The 17,533-nt window shown below is 49.7% G+C and carries 17 protein-coding genes; 8 read left to right on the top strand and 9 right to left on the bottom strand.

Going from position 1 to position 17,533, the window contains the following annotated elements; translation table 11 throughout:
- Positions 1 to 1,680, bottom strand: a complete 1,680-nt coding sequence (locus tag CRN96_RS11705) for a glutathione ABC transporter substrate-binding protein (RefSeq protein WP_097042389.1) — start codon at positions 1,678 to 1,680, stop codon at positions 1 to 3.
- Positions 1,681 to 1,864: 184 nt separating this feature from the next.
- Here CRN96_RS11705 and CRN96_RS11710 point away from each other — a divergent pair, with 184 nt between their 5' ends.
- Positions 1,865 to 2,995: an alcohol dehydrogenase catalytic domain-containing protein gene (locus CRN96_RS11710; protein ID WP_097042392.1), complete on the top strand. Its 1,131-nt coding sequence runs from the start codon at positions 1,865 to 1,867 to the stop codon at positions 2,993 to 2,995.
- 51 nt (positions 2,996 to 3,046) lie between these two features.
- Here CRN96_RS11710 and CRN96_RS11715 read toward each other — a convergent pair whose 3' ends face one another.
- On the bottom strand, positions 3,047 to 4,726 hold the full coding sequence (locus CRN96_RS11715) for a glutathione ABC transporter substrate-binding protein (protein WP_097042394.1): 1,680 nt from the start codon (positions 4,724 to 4,726) through the stop codon (positions 3,047 to 3,049).
- A gap of 270 nt (positions 4,727 to 4,996) precedes the next feature.
- Here CRN96_RS11715 and CRN96_RS11720 point away from each other — a divergent pair, with 270 nt between their 5' ends.
- Genes CRN96_RS11720 through CRN96_RS11735 form a run of 4 tightly spaced genes read left to right on the top strand, consistent with a single transcriptional unit; the run spans position 4,997 to position 8,938 of the window.
- The gene (locus CRN96_RS11720) at positions 4,997 to 5,905 is read left to right on the top strand and encodes an ABC transporter permease (RefSeq protein WP_097042396.1); all 909 of its coding nucleotides are present in this window, start codon (positions 4,997 to 4,999) and stop codon (positions 5,903 to 5,905) included.
- 10 nt (positions 5,906 to 5,915) lie between these two features.
- Positions 5,916 to 6,836 (top strand): ABC transporter permease, encoded by a 921-nt coding sequence (locus CRN96_RS11725; protein WP_097042398.1) that lies wholly within the window; start codon positions 5,916 to 5,918, stop codon positions 6,834 to 6,836.
- 16 nt (positions 6,837 to 6,852) lie between these two features.
- The gene (locus CRN96_RS11730; protein WP_097042399.1) at positions 6,853 to 7,866 is read left to right on the top strand and encodes an ABC transporter ATP-binding protein; all 1,014 of its coding nucleotides are present in this window, start codon (positions 6,853 to 6,855) and stop codon (positions 7,864 to 7,866) included.
- Complete coding sequence (locus CRN96_RS11735) at positions 7,844 to 8,938, top strand: ABC transporter ATP-binding protein (RefSeq protein WP_097042401.1); 1,095 nt, start codon at positions 7,844 to 7,846, stop codon at positions 8,936 to 8,938. The genes CRN96_RS11730 and CRN96_RS11735 overlap by 23 nt, the downstream gene beginning before the upstream one ends.
- A 45-nt stretch (positions 8,939 to 8,983) precedes the next feature.
- Here CRN96_RS11735 and CRN96_RS11740 read toward each other — a convergent pair whose 3' ends face one another.
- Positions 8,984 to 9,469: a DUF456 domain-containing protein gene (locus CRN96_RS11740; RefSeq protein ID WP_097042403.1), complete on the bottom strand. Its 486-nt coding sequence runs from the start codon at positions 9,467 to 9,469 to the stop codon at positions 8,984 to 8,986.
- Between the two features lie 95 nt (positions 9,470 to 9,564).
- Positions 9,565 to 10,428 (bottom strand): LysR family transcriptional regulator, encoded by an 864-nt coding sequence (locus CRN96_RS11745; RefSeq protein WP_097042406.1) that lies wholly within the window; start codon positions 10,426 to 10,428, stop codon positions 9,565 to 9,567.
- A gap of 109 nt (positions 10,429 to 10,537) precedes the next feature.
- Here CRN96_RS11745 and CRN96_RS11750 point away from each other — a divergent pair, with 109 nt between their 5' ends.
- Positions 10,538 to 11,419: an SDR family oxidoreductase gene (locus CRN96_RS11750; protein WP_097042408.1), complete on the top strand. Its 882-nt coding sequence runs from the start codon at positions 10,538 to 10,540 to the stop codon at positions 11,417 to 11,419.
- 36 nt (positions 11,420 to 11,455) lie between these two features.
- Here CRN96_RS11750 and CRN96_RS11755 read toward each other — a convergent pair whose 3' ends face one another.
- On the bottom strand, positions 11,456 to 11,995 hold the full coding sequence (locus CRN96_RS11755; protein ID WP_097042411.1) for a ribonuclease FAU-1 family protein: 540 nt from the start codon (positions 11,993 to 11,995) through the stop codon (positions 11,456 to 11,458).
- Between the two features lie 142 nt (positions 11,996 to 12,137).
- Between CRN96_RS11755 and CRN96_RS11760 the strand changes: the two genes are divergently transcribed.
- Positions 12,138 to 12,503: a CidA/LrgA family protein gene (locus CRN96_RS11760; protein WP_097042413.1), complete on the top strand. Its 366-nt coding sequence runs from the start codon at positions 12,138 to 12,140 to the stop codon at positions 12,501 to 12,503.
- Positions 12,500 to 13,186 carry an LrgB family protein gene (locus CRN96_RS11765; RefSeq protein WP_097042415.1) on the top strand — a complete coding sequence of 229 codons (687 nt, stop codon included), beginning with the start codon at positions 12,500 to 12,502 and terminating at the stop codon, positions 13,184 to 13,186. The genes CRN96_RS11760 and CRN96_RS11765 overlap by 4 nt, the downstream gene beginning before the upstream one ends.
- Before the next feature lie 65 nt (positions 13,187 to 13,251).
- Here the strand turns inward: CRN96_RS11765 and CRN96_RS11770 are convergent, their stop codons facing one another.
- The 4 genes from CRN96_RS11770 to CRN96_RS11785 form a co-directional block, all read right to left on the bottom strand.
- A complete protein-coding gene (locus tag CRN96_RS11770) occupies positions 13,252 to 15,264 on the bottom strand; it encodes a Sec62 family protein translocation protein (RefSeq protein ID WP_143544317.1) in 2,013 nt (670 codons plus the stop codon).
- Positions 15,236 to 16,141 (bottom strand): ABC transporter ATP-binding protein, encoded by a 906-nt coding sequence (locus tag CRN96_RS11775; protein WP_097042418.1) that lies wholly within the window; start codon positions 16,139 to 16,141, stop codon positions 15,236 to 15,238. The genes CRN96_RS11770 and CRN96_RS11775 overlap by 29 nt, the downstream gene beginning before the upstream one ends.
- Entirely contained in the window at positions 16,138 to 16,524 is a 387-nt protein-coding gene (locus CRN96_RS11780) for a GntR family transcriptional regulator (RefSeq protein WP_097042420.1), read from the bottom strand. The genes CRN96_RS11775 and CRN96_RS11780 overlap by 4 nt, the downstream gene beginning before the upstream one ends.
- A gap of 192 nt (positions 16,525 to 16,716) precedes the next feature.
- Positions 16,717 to 17,490 carry an SDR family NAD(P)-dependent oxidoreductase gene (locus tag CRN96_RS11785; RefSeq protein ID WP_097042422.1) on the bottom strand — a complete coding sequence of 258 codons (774 nt, stop codon included), beginning with the start codon at positions 17,488 to 17,490 and terminating at the stop codon, positions 16,717 to 16,719.
- Between the last annotated feature and the right edge of the window lie 43 nt (positions 17,491 to 17,533).

A 17,533-nucleotide genomic window follows, 5' to 3' on the forward strand; every position in this document is an offset into this window, starting at 1 on the left:
CTAATTGTTCAAAGATGCCCCACTGAAATCGAAGATATTGTAATTATCTATGACGAGACCCTCCACATCATTGCTGACCGCATTCAGATACTCGCCGTGGCGGACGAATATCACCGGTGCATGCTCGACTACCCTTTCCGTCGCTTCTTCATAAATTTCCTGGCGGGCGGCTTCATCGGTCTCTCTCGAGCCTTCCTCAAGAAGTTCATCCATTTCTTCATTCTGGAAGTACGAGCGGTTTCCTGATGCACCGACATTGTCGGAATGGAACATCGGCATGATGCCATCATCCGGGTCGCCGGTCGTATTGCCCCATCCGAGCATGAACATTTCATGTTCTCCGTTTGATGTCGTGTCAAGGAAGGTCCCCCATTCGACCTGCTCGATTGTGAGGTCGATATTGAGGTCCGCCAGGGATTCCTGGAAGAACACCGCAGCATCCATACGCTCCGGATTGTCCTCATTGACCATCAGTGTAGTTTCGAATCCATCTTCATACCCTGCCTCCGCAAGCAGTTCGCGGGCGCCTTCCATATCATGATCCGGCCGTTCGATACTGTCGGAGTATCCAAGGACACCCGGAGGAATCGGACCGACCGCTGGCTGACCGGAGTCATTGTAGACACCTGAGAGCACCGCTTCGCTGTCGAAGGCCATGGTCAATGCCTGACGCACCCGGATATCATCGAAAGGTTCAGCCTGATTATTGAAGCCGATGTAATCGACCGACAGGGCATCCCGTCTTTCAAGTGTGACTTCATCATTATTTTCAATCCTGTCGATATTGTTCGACTGCACATTCACCACAAACTCCGAATCACCGGTTTCAAGTTCTGCAATTCTGGATCCGACTTCCGTGACGACTTTGAAAGTCACCGAGTCCAGGATTGCAGGATCGTCCCAGTACGCCTCGTATTTGGTGAATACGGTGTTTTCTCCCGGGTTCCTCGATTCAAACTGCAGATAATTGGTTCCGACCGGATGATTTTCAACTATTGCACCTGTACCACTGCTGATGGCATCGGCAACTTCATCAAACTCATCCCCATCCGCTTCACGCAGTTCATAATATTCCTCGAGTGTCACCTCCGACTCCGCTTCCGCCAAAGCATTTTCATAATCTTCATCAATCAGCTCTTTGCTGATCATCTTGCCGGCACCATGTGTCAGATTACTGAGCAGCGGTGCAAACGGCTCTTCTGTCACCAGACGGATAGTGTAATCGTCGATGATTTCAACCTCTTCGATCATCTCCAGCAAAAATGCACGCGGTGATGCGACTGCAGGATCCTGAATTCGGTCGATATTGGCTTCCACGACTTCAGCATTGAACAGACTGCCGTCATGAAACTCGACACCTTCCCTCAACTTGAACTCCCATGTCACATCGTCAATCTGCTCCCATTCCTCGGCAAGGGCTGCAGTGATTTCCAGGTTTTCATCCTGTGTCAGCAGGCCCTCGTACACTACATCCCGCAGCTGTTCCGAAGGGTCATCATTACTGCCGTGAGGGTCCAGTGAAACAACATCACTCGGTACCGCGACTGTCATATCCCCTCCTGCCAATTCCTCGGCATTTCCATCGGATTCTGCGGCTTCTTCCACCCCTGTGTCATCTGTACAGGCAGCGAGAACCATTGCTGACGACAAAATTAAAATCAAGTGGTACAGACTTTTCATTTTTCATCCTCCTCCATAATATAAGTAGTTGGATTCTATTTTATGTGTAATTTATTCAAAAGTCATTACAAATCATAGAAAACTCTGAAAATTTAATAATCTTATCATTAATCTGTCTTCGATGTTTATATTTCTTCTTTCAGGGAATTTAATATGAAAATCTCATGTAAAGGATGTGTCTATATTGCAGGCTGTAACTGTACAAGGGAAAAATAAAGTCAAAGTCAAGAAGATGAAAGCACCTGAGATTCAGGAAGGCACGGATATGATCATACGGGTGACATCCACCGCAATATGTGGTTCGGATCTGCACCTGTTCCGTAAAAGCATGCCGATTACTAACGATTACATCATCGGCCACGAACCCATGGGCATCGTTGAGGAAGTAGGGCCGGGCGTCAAAAACAGGAAAGTCGGGGATCGTGTCGTCATCCCTTTCAACATCGGATGCGGGGATTGCCATTTCTGTAATAACCAGATGGAAAGCCAGTGCGATAATTCCAATCCGCATCTCGACACAGGAGCATACTTCGGATTTGGTGAAGTGTTCGGCGACTATCCCGGCGGACAGGCGGAGTATTTGCGCGTACCTTATGCAGACTTCACTTCATTCCTCGTTCCGGAAGACAGCGAACTCGAAGATGAAAGCCTCCTCTTCCTGTCGGATGTCATGCCGACAGCTTACTGGAGCGTAGATCACAGCGGCGTCAAAGAGGGCGACACGGTCGCCGTGCTTGGATCCGGTCCCATCGGCCTGATGACCCAGAAGTTTGCATGGATGAAAGGGGCGAGCCGTGTCATCGCCATCGACCATAACCAGGTGAGGCTCGACCATGCGAGACGCACGAACAACGTCGAAGCTTACAATTATAAGGAAATCAGCAATATCGGTGATTATGTCCATGAAATTACAAAAGGCGGTGCCGAAGTGGTCATCGACTGTGTCGGCATGGACGGTGAAATCACCACTAAAGACCGCATCAAAACACTCGGCGGCCAGATCGGCACCATCGACCCGATCATACTGGCAGCGAGGATGGTCAAGAAGTTCGGCACCATCCAGCTGACGGGCATATACGGTGCACCGGGAACAGGATATCCATTGCACCGCATCTTCTCACGCAATATCACCGTCAAAGCCGGTCAGGCACCGGTCATCCATTATATGACGGAGCTCTATCAGATGGTGAAGGACGGAAAAATCGACCCGACTGACATCATCACCCATAACGTACCGCTCAAGAAAGCTGAAAAGATGTATAATATCTTCAACAACCATGACGACGGCTGCATCAAAGTCGTCATGAAACCATAATTCAAACAAAACCTTAAGACCCGTGCCGGGTTCCCGGCACGGGTCTTATTATTATTCCGTCAAAGTCACATCACGGAAATCAGGTTTGATGAAGTCGTCTATATACAGACCCTCCACCTCGCTTCTGTATGCATTCAGGCTGATGCTTTCGTTGAAGTAGATCGCCGGTGCATCTTCCACCAGAATAGCTTCGGCTTCTTCATATATTTCGGCGCGTGCTGCTTCATCTTTTTCCTCACGGCCTGCTTCGAGCAGTGCATCCAGTTCCTGGTTGTCATAAAATGTGCGGTTGCCTGCGGCACCATGCATGCTCGAATGGAACAGCGGCCAGAGTGCCTGATCAGGGTCCCCTGTGAAGTTCGGCCATCCCAGAAGAAAGATGTCATGCTCCCCTGAGGATGCTTCTTCAAGGTATGTGCCCCACTCGATCTGCTCCACAGTGGCTGAAATATTCAGCTCGGCGAGTGCCTCCTGCAGATAGATCGCCGTATCCACTCTTTCCGGTGTGTCATTTGTGATGATGCTGAGTTCGAAGCCGTCTTCGTGCCCTGCCTCTGCCATCAGCCTTTCGGCTTCTTCAAGGTCATATTCAAACCCCGCATTGTCTGCAGTGTGTCCGGCCATGCCTTCGATCAGGGGACCGTCAGGCACCCTGCCCATATTGTTGTAGATGCCTTCCATGATTTCATCCCTGTCCACCGCATGGGAGATCGCCTGCCTGACCCGCACATCATCGAGCGGTGCCTTTTGGGTGTTGAACCCGATGAAATTGATGGCGACGTTGGAATTATCGTAAGCTTCCGTTTCCGGGTGGTTTTCTATCCTTTCGACATTGCTTGATTCATAGTTGAATATGATATGTGACGTGCCCGTTTCAAGTTCGGCCATCCTTGCGCCTGTTTCAGCAACAATCTTGAAGGTGATGCTGTCCAGGTGCATCGGACCCTGCCAGTAGTCTTCGTTTTTCGCGAGTACAATGCTCTCCCCCGGAGTCCTCGACTCGAACTTCGCATAATTCGTGCCGACGGGGTTCTGGTCGACCACGGCACCGAGCTCTCCTGAAATCTCATCAGCCGCTTCTTCAAACTCCTCCCCGCCGTCTTCGCGCAGTGCATAATATTCCTCAACTGAATATCCGGCACCTGAACTTTCAATCGCCTGTATGTAGTCTTCATCTATGACCTCTTTACTGATCATACCACCGCCGTCGTGTGTCAGATGATTGAGCAGCGGTGCAAATGGATACTCGGTTGTGAGTTCAACCGTAAATTCATCAATGACTTCAACTTCCGATATCATTTCAAAAAGGCTCAGCCTTGGAGAGGCCATGGCAGGATCGGTCAGCCTGTCGAGATTCGCCTTGACGACTTCTGCGTTGAATTTGCTGCCATCATGGAACTCCACATCTTCCCTCAGCTCGAACCGCCAGGTCAGATCGTCCAGCTGTTCCCATTCTTCAGCGAGCAGCGGTTCAATCTCAAAGTTTTCGTCCTGAGTGACAAGTCCTTCATAAATCGTGTTCCTGACCTGATCCGAATATAATTCGTTGCTGGCATGCGGATCGAGTGACACGATATCATTACCCGTGGATATGACGAGATCTCCGCCGGTCTCTGCTTCACCCGCCTCTGCTTGGTCTGCTGTGCCTTCCCCCACTTCACTGTCGTCACTGCAGGCGGAAAGCACCGTGATGAACGTCATTAAAAATGCAAACCTGAATATGTATTTCATTTGAAAAACCCCCTCAAATTTTAATTCCTATCCAGTTACCCGGAATTATTTCCTATTGTAACACTATGAATTAGAATTTGTAAACGGTTTTCCTTGTTTTATTAGTACATTATTAGTTACATTTTAAGTTATTCCGGGGCACTTTGTGATTTAATTCTCCTTATTTAACATTGCTATTATGCATGCGAAAATGTATTATTATTTAATAGCTATATTATAAGTATAGTTTTCACACTATTCCTAAATTTCTATGATAAGGGGGTCTCTTGAATGGCGGTCGCTTCTAAAGAGAGGGTTCGGGATACTAAGCCTGTAAACCCGCGAATTAAAAGTTTTAAAGAGTTTTTCAAACGACTTAGAAAGAATAAGTCAGCCCTGATCGGTTTTTATGTATTGGCATTTTTATTCCTTGTATCGATTTTCGGTGCAATAGATGCCAACTACAATCTACTCGGTGTCAACTCGAATGCCACGAGTCTGACGGAAAAACTGGAGGGTCCTTCAGCTGCACACTGGTTTGGGACAGATCATCTCGGCAGGGATATCTTCTTCCGTATACTTCATGGTATGTACATAACACTCGGTGTGGGCTTCGCAGCTACGTTCATGGGTGCACTTGTCGGTGTTCCACTCGGAATTCTTGCAGGTTACTACGGTGGATGGTTCGATACCATCGTCATGCGTGTAATGGATGTACTGCTTGCGTTCCCGGGCATACTGCTTGCACTTGCAATCGTTTCTGTCCTTGGGGGCAGCACGATCAATGTCACCATTGCCATCGCAATCGGTTCATTGCCGCAGTTCGCCCGTATCGTCCGTGGTTCCACCCTGACCACGAAAAAACTTGAGTATGTCGATGCAATACGTGCACTCGGTGCAAGGGACGGCAAAATCATATTCCAGCATATCCTGCCGAACATCATGTCGCCGATCATCGTCAACACGACATTGTTCATCGCTTCTGCAATTCTTTCTGCAGCAGGACTTTCGTTCCTCGGGCTTGGTGTACAGCCACCGACGCCTGAATGGGGTGCGATGTTGAACGATGGACGTAACTATATGTATCAGGCAGGCCATATCACTTTCTTCCCGGGTATGATGATTGTGATCGTAGTACTGGCCTTCAACTTATTTGGAGATGGATTGAGAGATGCAATTGATCCTAAACAGAAAAATTAGGAGGTAAATCATGACAACATTTATTATTAGACGTATTTTGCAGCTTATCCCTGTTCTGATCGGGGTTTCGATACTTGTGTTCAGTCTGATGCACCTCACTCCAGGTAACCCGGCAGTCATCATGGCAGGTGAAAGTGCGCCTGAAGCAACCGTAAAGGCGATTGAACAGCGTTTAGGGCTGAATGATCCATTGTATGTGCAATATTGGAACTTCCTGACGAATGCCCTGCAGCTCGACTTCGGTACATCCATCAGGGATAACATTCCGGTGATGAACCATATCCAGGCAAGGTTCTTCATCACTTTGGAATTATCGATCTACTCGACGCTCTTCAGTCTTGTTTTAGGCTTGCTTGCAGGTATCGTCTCTGCAGTCAGACGTTATTCTTTTTCTGATGTTGCGCTTATGGTCGTTACGCTGTTCGGACTTTCAATGCCGAACTTCTGGCTCGGCCTCATGCTGATCCAGTGGTTCTCGATCGAACTTGGCTGGTTCGCGCCGACCGGGTGGGGGAACATGGATCAACTTGTACTGCCGGTCATTGCACTCGGTACAAGTGGTGCAGCAATCATTGCGCGTATGACACGGAGTTCGATGCTCGATGTCATCGACCAGGATTATATACGTACCGCACGTGCAAAAGGCGTTAAAGAGCGTGTCGTTATTTTCCGTCACGCCCTTAAGAATGCTTTAATTCCAGTTGTAACCGTCGTTGGTCTGCAGTTCGGCTACTTGCTTGCCGGTTCGGTGCTGACAGAAAGTGTATTCGCAATCAACGGCCTCGGCCGTCTGATCATCGATTCAATCCTGCAAAGGGACTTCCCTGTCGTTCAGGGTGCTGTCCTTGTGATTGCCGTCACTTTCGTCTTCGTCAACCTGCTGGTTGATATTTCTTACAGGATGCTGAACAAGCGAGTGGACCTAAACTAGGTAGGGAGTGACAAAAATGTCAGATAACATACTTGATGTAAATAATTTAAAGACTTCCTTCTTTGTTGAAGGAGATGAGATAAAAGCGGTCGACGGCGTCACTTTTAACGTACCCAAAGGAAAAACGCTTGGGATTGTCGGTGAATCGGGTTCCGGCAAAAGTATCAGTGCCCTGTCGATCTTAAGACTGATCGAAGATCCGGGTAAGATTGTGGACGGCAGCATCACTTTCAAAGGTGAGGAGCTCACCACTGCCAAAGAATCACGGATGAGGCAGATCCGGGGCAACGAGATCTCCATGATCTTCCAGGAGCCGATGACTTCACTGAACCCGGTATATACAGTCGGGCAGCAGCTGCGGGAGTCATTCAAAATACACCAGGGCCTCGGCAAGAAGGAAGGCACCAAACGTTCTATCGAGATGCTTGAACTTGTCGGCATCCCCTCCCCGGATAAACGTGTGGATCAATATCCATATGAACTTTCCGGCGGGATGAGGCAGCGTGTGATGATCGCCATGGCACTTGCCTGTAAGCCTGAACTGCTCATCGCGGATGAGCCGACGACGGCACTTGATGTGACCATCCAGGCACAGATCCTTGAGCTGATCAAAGAACTCCAGGATGAAATCGGCATGAGTGTCGTAATGATCACCCATGACCTCGGTGTTGTGGCTGAGACATGTGATTATGTTGCGGTCATGTACTGCGGAAAGGTCGTTGAATTTGCGGATGTCGAGACTTTATTCGAAAATCCGCGCCACCCTTATACTGTCGGCCTGTTGAATTCACTGCCGCGCCATGATATCGATCAGGATGAACTGATCCCGATCAAAGGCAACGTTCCGGCACCCGATGAAATGCCGTCAGGCTGCCGCTTTGCACCGAGATGCCCGTTTGCAAGCGACATCTGCTCGACGCTTCCGGACCTCGAAACACAGGAGGACGGCAACGATGTCAGATGCTGGATCTACACTGATGAATGGGATGGAGAGGAGGTAAACGTATATGACAAAGAACACTCTTCTTGAAGTTGAAGGTCTGAAGCAGTACTTCCCGATAAAGGGCGGCTTCCTCGGACGCACCGTCAACCATGTCAAGGCGGTGGATGATATCAGTTTCCATATCAATGAAGGTGAGACGGTCTCCGTCGTGGGTGAATCCGGCTGTGGGAAATCGACGACCGGCCGGGCGATACTCCGCCTTGATGAGCCGACTGAAGGCAAAGTCACTTTCCAGGGTACGGATGTCCTTGCCCTGAGCAAGTCGGAGATGCGTAAAATGCGCAGTGAAATGCAGATCATCTTCCAGGATCCGTATGCATCACTCAACCCGAGGAAAACGGTGAAAATGACTCTGATTGAAGCGATGGACATCCAGGATGTCGTACCGCGGAAGGAAAGGACCGCCCGCGCACTTGAAATCATGGAAACCGTCGGTCTTCAAAAGCACCAGATCGACAGATTCCCGCATGAATTCTCAGGCGGCCAGCGCCAGCGTATCGGCATCGCCCGTGCACTTGCAGTGAATCCGAAGCTGATCATCGCCGACGAAGCGGTGAGTGCCCTGGATGTATCCATCCAGGCGCAGGTGTTGAACCTGCTGCAGAGACTGCAGCGTGAAATGGGGCTCACATACCTGTTCATCGCCCATGACCTTGGTGTCGTAAGACACATCTCGGACAGGATCATCGTCATGTATCTCGGTAAAATCGTCGAGATGGGGGATACGAAGAGCATCTTCGACAATCCGCAGCACCCTTATACAAAAGCGCTGCTTTCGGCGATCCCTGTACCGGATCCGAAGAATAAGAGTGAACGCATCTTCCTCCGCGGGGACGTGCCGTCACCGATCGATCCGCCGTCAGGCTGCAGATTCCATACAAGGTGCCCGTTCGCAACAGATAAGTGCAGAACGGAAATACCGGTCCTTGAACACAAGGATGAAACATATGCAGGACAGCATGACGTTGCATGCCATTATGCGATCGACATCCAGGAAGGCAGACATAAGCCGACCCATGAAATGAAGGATGTACGTAAAGTCCTCGACGAAGAGGGCCAGGACATCGCTGAAACAAAAGAAGAATTGAATCAACGTTAAAAAAAATCGCACTTGGCTCTCCATGAGCCAAGTGCGATTTTTCATTTAGAACAGGAATGCATCCAGCAGGAACCAGATGATCAGCAGTACATAGATCACGAAGTTGAATGCCGAACTCGCAAAAAATGCGAGGAGCGAACCGACTGCCGCCCTGAATGCTGCGTTGATGTCCTTTGTCGCTATGAATTCAAGTGCCAGGACAAATACGAACGGCACGAATATGACGCCGAACGGCGGGTAGATGAACATCCCGACGATGACCCCGACGATCGCTGCGGCCTCACTCTTCTTCGAACCGCCGTACTTCTTGACGAAATAACTGTTAGCGACCAAATCACTGACAAACACAAGTGCGGTTAAAACTGCTGCGACCAGCCAGAACATCCAGGTCAGTGTCTCACTGTTTATCAGAAAGTGATAAATTAAAAACCCGACCCAGAACATCACCACTGAAGGGATGACCGGTGCGATGACACCGACGAATCCGAGGATAAAACTGACTATGACCAGTATCCACCATAAAATCTCCATCAAACGACTCCTTCTTGAATATGAGTTTGCGTGCCATCAGCATCACTTAATCCTAACAATATCCGGGAAAGCTTTGCAAGCGGAACTCCCCGGTGCTACGTTTCAAAATTTTTGATATAACTCTTCACGACTTTTATAAATGCTTCCACCTGCGGCAGTTCCATCACATTCTTATCGAATGAAATGTACGTATCCCGTGTGATCGGTTCTTCGTCGACGATCACTTCCTCGATTTTGAACTGCTCCTTATCAAAGTCTTTGACGACGATTTCAGGCAGCACCGTGACACCCACACCTTCGAACAATAAAGCCCGGCATGTCGCGATCTGGTCGACACTGAACTGGGGTTCATACCTCCGGTTGAACCGCGTTTCAAAATACTTCTCGATCATCCTGATATAGACCGGCTCCGAAAAGAACTCGATTACCGGCGGGTTGTCCTGGCCGACGAGGCTTTTTGGTGTGACGAGGTAATGCCTGTCTGTGAAGAGCAGTTTATTTTCCTTGTTGAGCACCTGCCTGCCCCGGGTGATTGAAATATGGTAATCTTTTGCATCATTGATGATCTGCGGGGATGAGCCGACCTGGATGTTGATGTTCACCCCGGCGTACAGCCGTGTATATTCCCTCAGGACACCGGCAAGGATCGTGCTGCCGATCAATGATGAGACGCCGAGGTTCAAATTGCCTTCCACCGCCCCTTCATGGGCTACGAGGTACTCCTTCAGCATGTTTTCATTTTCCACGACCTTCTGGGCATGGCGGATGATCCGCTCCCCCGGTCCTGTGACGAACAATTCCCGCTTCGTCCGGATGAAGATTTCCACGCCCCACTCCTCTTCGATCGATTTCAGCCTCTGGCTGACCGCCGGCTGGGAGATGAACAGCCTTTCGGCGGCCTGCCTCAACGTCTTCGCTTCATGCAAAGTGACGAGCAGTTTATAATCATCAACTTTCATTTAATCACCTTTTCTTCCTATATAAGAAAATCTTATCATAGTTTGCCGCTTCGAGTAACTCTTAAGGAATCGGGTATATGTAATCTACATTTGATTGAGGAGGTATTTTATGAATAATGAAAAGAAATACGAAGCAGTCAATGAGCAGGTCGAAGGTTATACACAGGACGGGCAGCCCGGCATAGAGAAGGACATGGACCCGAAACCCGTCATCATTGCCGATGATTATAAAGGCAGTGGAAAGCTGGAAGGGAAAGTGGCATTGATCACCGGCGGGGATTCAGGAATCGGCCGCTCGGTCGCCGTCCACTTCGCAAAAGAAGGGGCGGACGTCGCATTATTATATCTTGAAGAGGAAGAAGAAGATGCGCAATATGTAAAGATGCTCGCTGAAAAGGAAGACGTCAAGTGCCTGCTGTACAGCGGGGACATCAAGGATGCTGATTTCAGGAAAGAGACTGTGAAGGAGGTCGTCTCCAACCTTGGCACAATCAACATCCTTGTGAATAATGCCGGTGTGCAGTTCCCGAAAAAGGACTTCCTCGACATCACCGAAGAGAATCTGCGGGAGACTTTCGAGACCAACATCATCAGCATGATCCTGCTCACACAGGAAGTGTTCCCTCACCTGGAGGAAGGGGATTCAATCATCAACTCCACGAGCGTCACGGCATATAAAGGCTCTCCAATCTTCATCGACTACTCATCGACGAAAGGGGCAATCACTTCATTCACCAGGTCGCTCGCCCAAAACCTCGCACCGCAGAAGATACGCGTGAACGCCGTGGCACCCGGGCCGATCTATACCCCGCTCATACCTGCCACATTCGATGCCGAGCATGTGGATGAACACGGCGAGGATACACCGATGGAAAGGCGCGGCCAGCCTGCTGAGCTCGGACCGTCGTACGTCTTCCTTGCAGCGCAGGATTCAAGCTATATGACCGGTGAAGTGCTCCACGTGAACGGCGGCGACTTCACGTCGAGCTAAATATTTCTTTCAGGGGGCAGCTTACAGGCTGCCCCCTCACTTCATGTTTTTCCGCAGTTCCCCAAGGCAGTGCGCCGCAAGTTCTACAAACTGCCCGAAGTCCCGCTCAATCTCATCCATGATATGCTGTGCCACGGCGTAGGCCTCATCCTTGTCCTTCTCGGTAATCTTGTTGTTCTTCAGGGCACGCTGTATATCCTTCTCATCGACGAGCTCATACTGTCCGTCCGGGAGTGCGAGCACGTCCAGGTAAATGTCTTTCCGCCTTGCATTGCCCGGTTCCAGGTAATGTGCCATATTGACATCGAAGTAGTACTGCAGCACGTGCCAGTGGTCATCATACATGACGGTGATGCTGTACTTCCGTTCTTTCGGCAGTATCTGCAGCCATTTATAATCCTTATCGACGACTTTCACCGATTTGTCCACGACCGGGACGACGAGAGGGGAGCGTATCTTCTTCATGTAGATAAGGCCGGCCAGGAACTCTTCACCATTGAAGCGGGTCAGCACTTCATCGTATGTAGAGTCCAATAAACGGCGCCACCCGCGTTTATCCAAGTATTTCATTTTCATGGCTCTCATCTCCTTCATTACATTATACATAATAAGCAAAAGAAAAGTGAAGAAATACGCAATCTCGGGAAGCCTCCATTTCGCCCTCCCCTGCACCTCATAATGATGTAAAATGATGGTATACCGACAGAGGTGAATACATATGGTCAAATCAATGAAAATCGTCTTACAGATCGCAATATTATATATACTGTACCAGGCCGGGGAATGGCTTTCCGAAACGTTTCAGCTGGCCCTCCCCGGAAGCGTCATCGGGATGATGCTGCTGATCCTCCTGCTTTTCACACGGGTGATCAGAATTGAATGGATCGGGGATGGTGCGGGTTTCATGGTGAAATATCTGCCTTTCTTTTTCATCCCGTCCACCCTCGGCATCATGCAGTATTACGGCATATTCCAAGGGAAGGGCTTCATGCTGGTCATCATCGTCCTTGTGAGCACCATTCTCGTGATGGCCGTCTCCGGACTGATCGGCCATTTATCCGGCGGCAGGGAGGGACAGCCATGAACATCCTCGCAGCCTCGGGCATAATCGCAATGACCATCTTAGTATACCGGTTGTCGCTCTACATACACCGGAAGGCGGAAAGCCCCTTCACCCTGCCCATTTTATCATCAACGGTCATCCTCATCATTTTCCTGTCCGTTTTTGATATCCCGTATGAACAATACATGATCGGCGGTGAGTGGATCAATCAGCTGCTCGGGCCTGCCGTCGTCGCCCTTGCCTATCCGCTCTATATACACCGTAAAGTCATGGTGAAGCTTGCAGTGCCGCTCTTCACCGGTACTGCGGCCGGTGCTTTCATCGGCGTCGTATCCGGCATCTCCCTGGCGAAATGGACAGGGTTCGGGACTGAAATATTATATGCCATTTCCGCCAAGTCCGTGACGACGCCGGTTGCTGTAGTCATCACAGAATCACTCGGCGGCATCACATCACTTGCAGCCGTGATGGTCATGATTGCAGGCATCGGAGGTGCGGTCATGCACAAGTATATCTTTAAAATATTCGGCATCACCTCGCACCTTGGACGCGGCATGGGGATGGGTGCCGCATCACATGCAATAGGGACGGCTGAAGTGATGAAAGACAGCCAGCTCGAAGGTTCGATCAGCACCGTCGCAATGGTCGCGAGCGCAATCATCGTCTCCCTCATCACACCAGGAATCGTATCATGGTTTGTTTAGATTCAACTTCCATAGATCAGTAAAACACAAAGCAGGCCCTGGACATTTGTCCAGGGCCTGCTTGTTCACTCCACCCCGACGATGAAGTGTGTATATTCAGCGGCATCCGCTTCAATATCACCCGTACCTTCATACGGGTAGTAATTCAGGTTGGTATAGATGATCAGCCTGCGGCTTCCGGCGTTGAGCGCACCGTCATCCACGGTTTCCATCACTTCTGTCCGTCCGTCTTCACCGAGTGCCTCGAGCTCATATTTCAAAGCGAGTTCCTCAAACGGTAATCTCCGGTAATCTTCATAAAATGCATCCTCCCCTTCGATCTCGTAGGTGTAGACTTCCTCTGCACCGGCGAGGGAAATGAATTCACTGATATCCTGTGCTTCTGAAATACGGGACAACACTGCAGGATGGTAGAGCAGCACCCTGCCGTAGATCCATTCATTGAATGTACCGTTGTTGAATTCCAGTTCGGCATTGATGATATGTTCAGATGCGAACCTGTTCAACTCGGTGCCGGCATCCGCCGTCTTCTGGAACCCTTCCTTATATTCATTGATGAAACGCTCGATCTCCCGTTCATCATCAATCAATACAGTGCTGCTTCCGGAGGCTATCAATGACAGCTGCACCAGATCACGGTCGTCCCCGATGTTATATATCAGGTCCTGCGCCCTCGTCTGACCGGCCGTATTCAGTTCGGCCAAAAGCCTTTCAGCCTCTTCACCTTCGGGATAATGGTCGAACGAGCGGTGTACCATGCTGCCGTCCTTCATCCGGTAAGTGACTTCAAATATCCTGTATTCTTCGAGACTGTGCCTCGGCACTTTATTGTCAGCAGCATATTGATGCACCTGTGTGACATCACTGATATATGCAGGGTCGTCCATCATCAGGAAATCCTCACTCATGATGTCGTTCTGGGGGACGTATCCTGAAAATATCCCGGCCTCTCCGGCATCGACCATGACCGCTTCAACTTCGTCCGCAGGCGGCACGTAGTCGGAATACATGTTCCAACCCGCATAGAATACCACCATGAACACGACTGCACTGCCGGCGGAAATCAGGAAGCGCCTGACTTTGAAGCGGATCTTGACCGTACTCTGGAAGAACATTTCCACCAGGATGAAGGAAACGAACCAGGCGAAAATAAAGGCGATGACCCGTACAATATTTTCTGCGGCAAAAATCAATCCGACCACATTCCCAAGTATGAGCATGCCGACGATTACGATCAGGACCGACAGGATCACCCGTACAGGATGGTAGGTGAAGTTTAAGTTCACATATTCATTCTGCCTTCTGCCATAGAGGATATAGGAAAAAATGAAAGCGAGGAGTGCCACTCCCGCCCATATGACCCACTTCATCCAGGAGATCGGCTCATATATCTGCATGACGGCGAATATCGGAAACGTATTTTCGATGACAGGTGTGAGCAGGTCATCATCCATCACGCCCTGGAACAGGGAGATGCCGTCGAACATCGTGCTTGCTGTGCTCGTCGCTGCAGCCCACAGTGCAAGCGGCAGGAAGAATATGATGATGACGAGCTGCAGGTGAATGAACAGATGATTCGTGAAAAAGCCCGTGAACACCGTGATGATGAAAACTGTCGCCATCACGGCAATGCTGTAGACAAGCCACGAGAGGACATCAAGTGCTGCCAGTTCAAAAGTGAGGGCAAAACGTTCCACCATCAGGATTGCAGCAATCAGGGCCGTCGAGATGATGATCGATGAAATGCCGATGATGAATACGCTCGTCAGCACCGTGACCCGTTTGACCGGCAGACTGTGGATGAAGTCAGAAACGCTTTCCTGATTTTTAAAGTTCATCGAAAACAATCCAAGACCCGCTGCATATATCATGCCGAAAACCAGATGTACGGATGCAAGGTTCTCGAAGACGGCCGCATCATACAAATATGAGGCATCCGTCATGCTGAGGGAGAAGATCCACAGGCTGAGGGGCAGGACAATCAGGGACATCATCATATACAGGACGGTGATCCAGAATGTCTGGACGGTGAAATGCCTGAGCAGTGTGCTATTCCACAATAATGTTGGAGATTTCATATCCCTTTTCCCCCATTTCATAAGTGAATATCTCTTCCAGGGTGAGCGGCAGGATATCATACATCAGGGGATCATACTTCGTCACTTTCCGCTCGACTGCTGTAAGATCACCTTTGATGATGCAGGTGGCCACCCGTCCCCTGATATTTTTGTGCACGGCACCGATGTCTTTATAGAAATTTTCATCCGGCAGCGTTTTGAAGGCAATCTGGAGCTTGCAGTGGGAGCCCTTGATTTCATTCAGGTCCCTGTTGAATAAAACCTCTCCGTTGTGCATGATGGACACCGAATCACACAAATCCTCCATCTCCCGAAGATTATGGCTGGATGCGATGACGGTCATATTATGGTTCGCGATGTCCTGCATCATGATATTTTTGACCTGGTTCCTCATGATCGGATCCAGCCCGTCAAAAGGTTCATCCAGCAGCATCACTTTGGGCCGCGCCGACATCGCCAGTATGAATGAAGCCTGACGCTTCATCCCTTTGGATAATGCATTCAGCGGCTGATCCGGGTTCAAATTGAAATGGTCTGCAAGCTGATGGAATCTCTTTTCCGACCAGTTACTGTAAATACCCTCATAAAAGACCGCCATCTTATTCAAAGTTGCCGAGGTGAAGAAATACGGCATATCCTGAATGAAAATCACTTCCGATTTAACAAGGGTGTTTTCAAATACTTCCTGTCCCCCGTAAAGGACCTCCCCGTTTTCAGGCTTATAGATTCCTGCCATGACTTTCATGAAAGTCGTTTTTCCGGCACCGTTTGAACCGAGCAGCCCATGCATCGTCCCTTCCTTAATATTCAGGGATACGTTATCCACAGCTTTCTTGGCACCGAATGACTTATCGACGCCAGTGATGTTTATATTCATCCGTCCCACTCCTCTCCAACATCATCTTTTGCTTTTTCAACCAAATCTTTGATTTCTTCGACCGGCACATCCAAATAAATCAATTCTCTTGCTGTGATTTCCAGATTCTCCTTCAGTGTCTCAATCTTGTCGGGAGTGGCGGCATGCTTCATATCACTGACAAAGTTTCCTTTACCGGGCACCGAGTAGATGTACCCTTCATTTTCCAGTTCACGATATGCTTTCTGAATGGTATTCGGATTGATCGTCAATTCCTGCGCCAGGCTTCTGACCGATGGCAGCTTCTCATCGGTCTCGAGCACATTTTGAATGATGAGCATCCTGATGTGGTTGACCAGCTGCTCATATATCGGCATCCTGCTTTTCAAATCGATGTTGAACAAAAGCATCCCTCCGCCCTAACTGTATTACTTATTATAATACAGTTGGTACAGTAAAATTACAATTATTATGTATCCCATATGAGAAAATATTTGTCCACCACACTTTTTCATCATGACGGGACCCTGTCCTCCCCCCCCCTTAAAAAATAAAAAACACGGAACCTTGATCGGTTCCGTGCTGGGTGACTCTCCTTATAATGATGCGCTGGCACCGCCGTCGATGTTCACGGCAGCGCCTGTAATGTATGAAGCGAGTTCCGAACATAAAAATGTGATCACATTCGCCGCTTCCTCCGTTTCACCGACGCGTCCGAGCGGGATGTCCTCCCGGCCGGTTGTCGCAAATTCCTCCCAGCTCATCTCAGGCGCCTCTGCCTTCCACATCTTCTCCACCTGGTCGCTGCGTATCAGGCCGATGCATACGGCGTTGACCCGGATGCCGTACCGGCCGAGGTCTTTGCTCATCGCTTTCGTCATTGCGAGTCCAGCACTTCTCGATACGGATGTCGGCAGTGTGCCGGCACCCGGGTTCTTCCCCGCCACAGCGGTGAGGTTCAGTATGGCGCCGCCATTCTCCTTCAGATGCGGCAGGGCGGCTTTCGACATTTTGACTGCCGACAGCACTTTCAGATCGAGATCGCCCTGCCAGTCATTGACCTCAACTTCTTCAAAGCTTTCCGCAAAGGCACCGCCTGCGTTATTGACGAGCACGTCGAGGCGGCCGAACCTTTCAATGACCGCGTTGATGATATTCTCTCCCGCATCATCCCCGGTGACGTCCTGGACGACATAGTCGACCTCACCGTGAGCGCCGAGTGACTCCTTCGCTGCAGCAAGCTCTTCCTCACCCCTTGCCACAAGCATCACCTTTGCACCGAGCTTCAACATTTCCTCTGCCGTCTGTCTGCCGATCCCTTTGCTGGAACCTGTGATTACGGCAACCTTGCCTTCATAACCAAAATCCATCATGCATCCCCCTAATATGTCTTTATTTAAAAGTTATCATTAC

This window comes from Salinicoccus kekensis, from assembly GCF_900220995.1.
GTDB lineage: Bacteria > Bacillota > Bacilli > Staphylococcales > Salinicoccaceae > Lacicoccus > Lacicoccus kekensis.

What these genes read in the sequence shown, in the direction of transcription:
- CRN96_RS11760 (WP_097042413.1), top strand. Translation starts at nt 12,138, where the DNA reads ATGGTCAAATCAATGAAAATCGTCTTACAGATCGCAATATTATATATA.
- CRN96_RS11720 (WP_097042396.1), top strand. Translation starts at nt 4,997, where the DNA reads ATGGCGGTCGCTTCTAAAGAGAGGGTTCGGGATACTAAGCCTGTAAAC.
- CRN96_RS11765 (WP_097042415.1), top strand. Translation starts at nt 12,500, where the DNA reads ATGAACATCCTCGCAGCCTCGGGCATAATCGCAATGACCATCTTAGTA.
- CRN96_RS11785 (WP_097042422.1), bottom strand. Translation starts at nt 17,490, where the DNA reads ATGGATTTTGGTTATGAAGGCAAGGTTGCCGTAATCACAGGTTCCAGC.
- CRN96_RS11725 (WP_097042398.1), top strand. Translation starts at nt 5,916, where the DNA reads ATGACAACATTTATTATTAGACGTATTTTGCAGCTTATCCCTGTTCTG.
- CRN96_RS11730 (WP_097042399.1), top strand. Translation starts at nt 6,853, where the DNA reads ATGTCAGATAACATACTTGATGTAAATAATTTAAAGACTTCCTTCTTT.
- CRN96_RS11745 (WP_097042406.1), bottom strand. Translation starts at nt 10,428, where the DNA reads ATGAAAGTTGATGATTATAAACTGCTCGTCACTTTGCATGAAGCGAAG.
- CRN96_RS11770 (WP_143544317.1), bottom strand. Translation starts at nt 15,264, where the DNA reads ATGAAATCTCCAACATTATTGTGGAATAGCACACTGCTCAGGCATTTC.
- CRN96_RS11750 (WP_097042408.1), top strand. Translation starts at nt 10,538, where the DNA reads ATGAATAATGAAAAGAAATACGAAGCAGTCAATGAGCAGGTCGAAGGT.
- CRN96_RS11735 (WP_097042401.1), top strand. Translation starts at nt 7,844, where the DNA reads ATGACAAAGAACACTCTTCTTGAAGTTGAAGGTCTGAAGCAGTACTTC.
- CRN96_RS11740 (WP_097042403.1), bottom strand. Translation starts at nt 9,469, where the DNA reads ATGGAGATTTTATGGTGGATACTGGTCATAGTCAGTTTTATCCTCGGA.
- CRN96_RS11775 (WP_097042418.1), bottom strand. Translation starts at nt 16,141, where the DNA reads ATGAATATAAACATCACTGGCGTCGATAAGTCATTCGGTGCCAAGAAA.
- CRN96_RS11715 (WP_097042394.1), bottom strand. Translation starts at nt 4,726, where the DNA reads ATGAAATACATATTCAGGTTTGCATTTTTAATGACGTTCATCACGGTG.
- CRN96_RS11705 (WP_097042389.1), bottom strand. Translation starts at nt 1,680, where the DNA reads ATGAAAAGTCTGTACCACTTGATTTTAATTTTGTCGTCAGCAATGGTT.
- CRN96_RS11755 (WP_097042411.1), bottom strand. Translation starts at nt 11,995, where the DNA reads ATGAAAATGAAATACTTGGATAAACGCGGGTGGCGCCGTTTATTGGAC.